The organism is Kitasatospora sp. NPDC058965 (assembly GCF_042741245.1).
GTDB lineage: Bacteria > Actinomycetota > Actinomycetes > Streptomycetales > Streptomycetaceae > Kitasatospora.
On the sequence record NZ_JBHYKG010000507.1, the window covers coordinates 1 to 3668 of the forward strand.

Annotated in this window: 2 protein-coding genes; both read right to left on the reverse strand. The window is 72.8% G+C overall.

Going from position 1 to position 3668, the window contains the following annotated elements; translation table 11 throughout:
* Positions 1-2563, reverse strand: a 2563-nt coding sequence (locus ACFW1A_RS39400; protein ID WP_380418325.1) for a bifunctional YncE family protein/alkaline phosphatase family protein, incomplete at its 3' end; no start/stop codon positions are given.
* A 71-nt stretch (positions 2564-2634) separates the two neighbouring features.
* Positions 2635-3668: ABC transporter permease (locus ACFW1A_RS39405; RefSeq protein WP_380418327.1), on the reverse strand; the 1034-nt coding region annotated here is incomplete at its 5' end.

A 3668-nucleotide genomic window follows, 5' to 3' on the forward strand; every position in this document is an offset into this window, starting at 1 on the left:
CCGGGGGCGCGACCGTCGTCGGCCCGGGGGCCGACGGGGCCTGGGCCGCGGGGGCAGCCGCGCTCCGGGCGGCCGGCGCCGCCGCGCCGGGCACGTCCGCGCCGCACGACGGCAGCGTCTTGAGGCCGTCGGTCAGCGAGGTCCGGTTGGGCACCGCGGTGAACGGCGTGAAGTCCGGCTTGTCGGTGAAGGCCCCGGCCATCGGGCTGGCCGCGCTGTCCTTCTGGTTCATCGGCTGGATCCCGAGGATCTGCTCGATGGTGCGGACCATGGTGATCTGCGTGTAGTAGTGGTCGTCGACGGTCCCGTGCTGGGCCCAGGGACTGATCACCTGGATCGGGGCCCGGTGGCCGTCCACGTGGTCGAGGCCGGCCTGGGAGTCGTCCTCGACGACGAAGATCGCCGAGTCCTTCCAGTACTCGCTGTGCGAGATCTCGTCGACGATCTTGCCGGTCGCCAGGTCGTTGTCGGCGACCTGCGCGGCCGGGCTCGCCGGGCCGCCGGTGTGGTCGCTGGACAGCCACAGCATGTTGAGGTTCGCCGGGCCGTTCTGCTCGAAGTCCTGCTTCCACACCTGGTAGCGGTACTGGTCCGGCACGTCGAGGTCGAACTTGGGGAAGCCGGACACCGACACGTCGTTGAGCGACGGGATCGGCGACGAGGAGTCGAGCGGGTAGGCGGTGTCCTGCCCGGTCGCGTCCATCGTCTTCGCGTCGCAGTACAGGTTCTGCCAGGTCGCCCCGTCGGGCTTGGTGAGGAACTGCTGGAACTCGCCGAAGTCGCGCACGTCCTGGCCGGCCGCCTCGGCGCCGGTCCACAGGAAGCCCGAGCGCTGGTGCCCCAGTGCGTCGTCCTCGGTGTCGTAGCTGCGCTGGTACTCGCCCGCCGAGGACTCGGTGTACTCCGGGTCGTCGGCCTGCATCAGCCAGTTGTGGCCCTCGGCGGAGTTGGTGCCGATGTCGTAGGTGTTGTCGTAGAGGCCGAACTGGTCGGCCAGCGCGTGCTGGTTCGGCGTCACGTTCGCGCCGAACTGGGTCAGCGCCGGGTCGCCGTTGCCCTTCGCGACGTCGCCGAACAGCTGGTCGTAGGTCCGGTTCTCCTTGACGATCAGGAAGACGTGCTTGATCGTCGACGGGTCGCCGATCCGGGCCGGCACCGGCACCGGCTTCGCCCGGTGCCCCGCGGCGGTGCGGACCGAGCCGTTGGTCCAGCCGTTCTGCCGGAAGACCTTGGCGGTCTGGTCACGGATCTCCCGGTCGCCCGGCAGGGTGAACCGGGTGACGCTCGACGTGGTGTCGTGGGTGTTGTGCGCGCCGGTGGCGTTCGGCCGCTGGGCGTCGATGCCGCGGGTGTTGGAGACGACCACCGTCGAGCCGACGGTGGTGATCTCCGCCGGGAAGTAGTCGGTCGGCAGCAGGCCGACGTAGCTGACCGGCTCCTGGGCGGTGGTGAAGCGGTAGACCGCCACCGCGTTGGCGCGGCCGAGGGTGACCAGCAGGTGCCCGTCGTCGGTGAGCGTCACGGCGGTGGGCTCGTACCCCACGGTGGCCTCCGGCCACGGCTTGGTGGAGACGGTCTGCACGACCCGGTCCCGCTTGGTGTCGATCACCGACACCTCGTCCGTCCCGGTGTCGGTGACGAACAGCACGCCGTTCTTGACGTACAGCGTGGTCGGGTGCAGACCCACGTCGATCGAGCGGACCGGGGCGGCGGTGTGCGCGAGGTCGATCACGCTCACGGTGCCGCTGGTGGTGGCGCCGGTGTCCGGGTCGGCCGGCACCTGGGTGCCGTAGGAGTTGAGCGTGTCGTCGTCCTCGGTGGCCGGGCGGCCGCCCTCGTTGCCGACGTACAGCTTGTCGCCGACCCGCACGATGCCGCGCGGCGCGTTGCCCACCGTCCAGCTCCGGCCGACGGCACCGGTCCGCGCGTCGATCGCGACCACCCGGTTCTGCCCGTTGACCGCCGCGTACACCGTCGAGCCGTCGGCGGAGAACACCGCGCCCGACGCGAGCGCGTGCTTGGCGCCGTCGGCCGGGATCGACACCGTCAGCGGGTCGGCCAGCGAGCCGTCGGCGTTCACGGTGAACCGGGTGTAGCCGTCGGTCTGGCCCAGCCACAGCTGCGAGCCGTCCGGCGAGTAGACCGGGGCCTCCTGGCCGACCGAGCCGGCGGCCAGGTGCAGGTCGTCGACCTTCGCGGTGCCGACGCGCTGCTGCACCTTCCCGGACTTCAGGTCCACCACCACCAGCGACGCGTCGCCGTCGGCGACCGAGGCGGCCAGGTGGCTGCCGTCCGGGCTGACCCGGGAGGCCATGATCTTGCCGTCGTTGACGACCAGTCGGCTGCCGTACGGGGCCAGGTACTGGTCGCCGGAGATGACCTGGCCGTCGGCGGTGACCTGGCCGAACTGCTGGGTGCCGAACTGGGTGGTGGCCGCGAACGCCGTACCGGTGGCCACGGCCACTGCCGTGATGCACGCCGTGGCGAGGGTGGCCCGGCGGCCGGTGCGGCGGCCGAGGAGGGCGGGGCGGGCCTTCTGAACACGACGACGCGTCACCTGCATGGCGTCATCCCTTCGTTGAGTGGGCGGAATCCGTCGGGGTGGTGCGGTGTGCCGGCCGTGGGTGGTGCCCGTCAGCTCGTCGCGCCCGAGAGCAGCCCGACCTCGCCGTCGAACTGCCAGAGCGGGTTCGGCGCGTCCCCGTTCGGGGTCTGCACCAGGAAGTAGCCGTTCACTTCCTTCGGCCCGTCGCCGTCGGCCATCAGCCGTCCGTCCGGGGCGATGTCGAGCTGGTAGACGGCCGTTCCGGGCGCGGCGACGCCCGGCAGGTGCCACGTCACGACGCAGCGCCAGTCGTTGCCCGCCCCCTGCGGGTCGACGTGGCCGTCGCCGCGGTCGCAGGCCGCCGAGACCTGCAACTGGTCCTCGGTGACGGCGGGTCGGTGCAACTGCTCGGTCTGCAGCCGGTAGAGGTGGCCGAAGACGGTGGCCACCTCGTGCTGCACCTTGCCCTGGGTGATCCCCGCGCCGGTGGCGGGCTCGGCCGCGGCCACCGCGCCGACGGTCAGCGCCAGCAGCGCCGCCAGCGGCAGCACCCCGTAGCGGAACGCGCGGCGCTCCACCCCGTCCTCGCTGCCGTTGGTGAAGTCCCGCCGCACGAACAGCAGGTAGGCGGCGGCGGTCGCCACCACCGCCCAGGCCAGCCCGGCCGCCACGGCGATCAGCAGCTGGTCGGGTCGGGCCGGGTCGGCGAACAGCCCGTTCCAGGCGACGAACGCGTAGCCGGGCAGCGCGAGGCGCAACGCCACCGGCAGCGGCAGCATCTGGGCCACCTGCATCGCGACGGACGCCAGCGCGGGCACCAGCAGCCCCATCGGCGAGCGCCCGAGCAGCACCGAGCCGAGCAGCCCGAGCGCCGCCAGCGCCAGCGTGGGCGCCAGCGCGCACGCCCAGGCGAGCAGCACGGCCTGCGCCGCGGCGGACGGCGCCAGCAGGTGCCCGTCGACGCCGACCAGCGGCCGGTTCCCGACCGCCGCCAGGCCGCCCACCGCGCTCGACGCCACCAGCCCGGCCACCAGCAGTCCCAGCACGGTGCCGCTCGCCAGCGCCTTCGCCGCGAAGATCCGCCGCGGCGAGCGGACCGTCACCAGCAGGTGCCGCCAGGTCC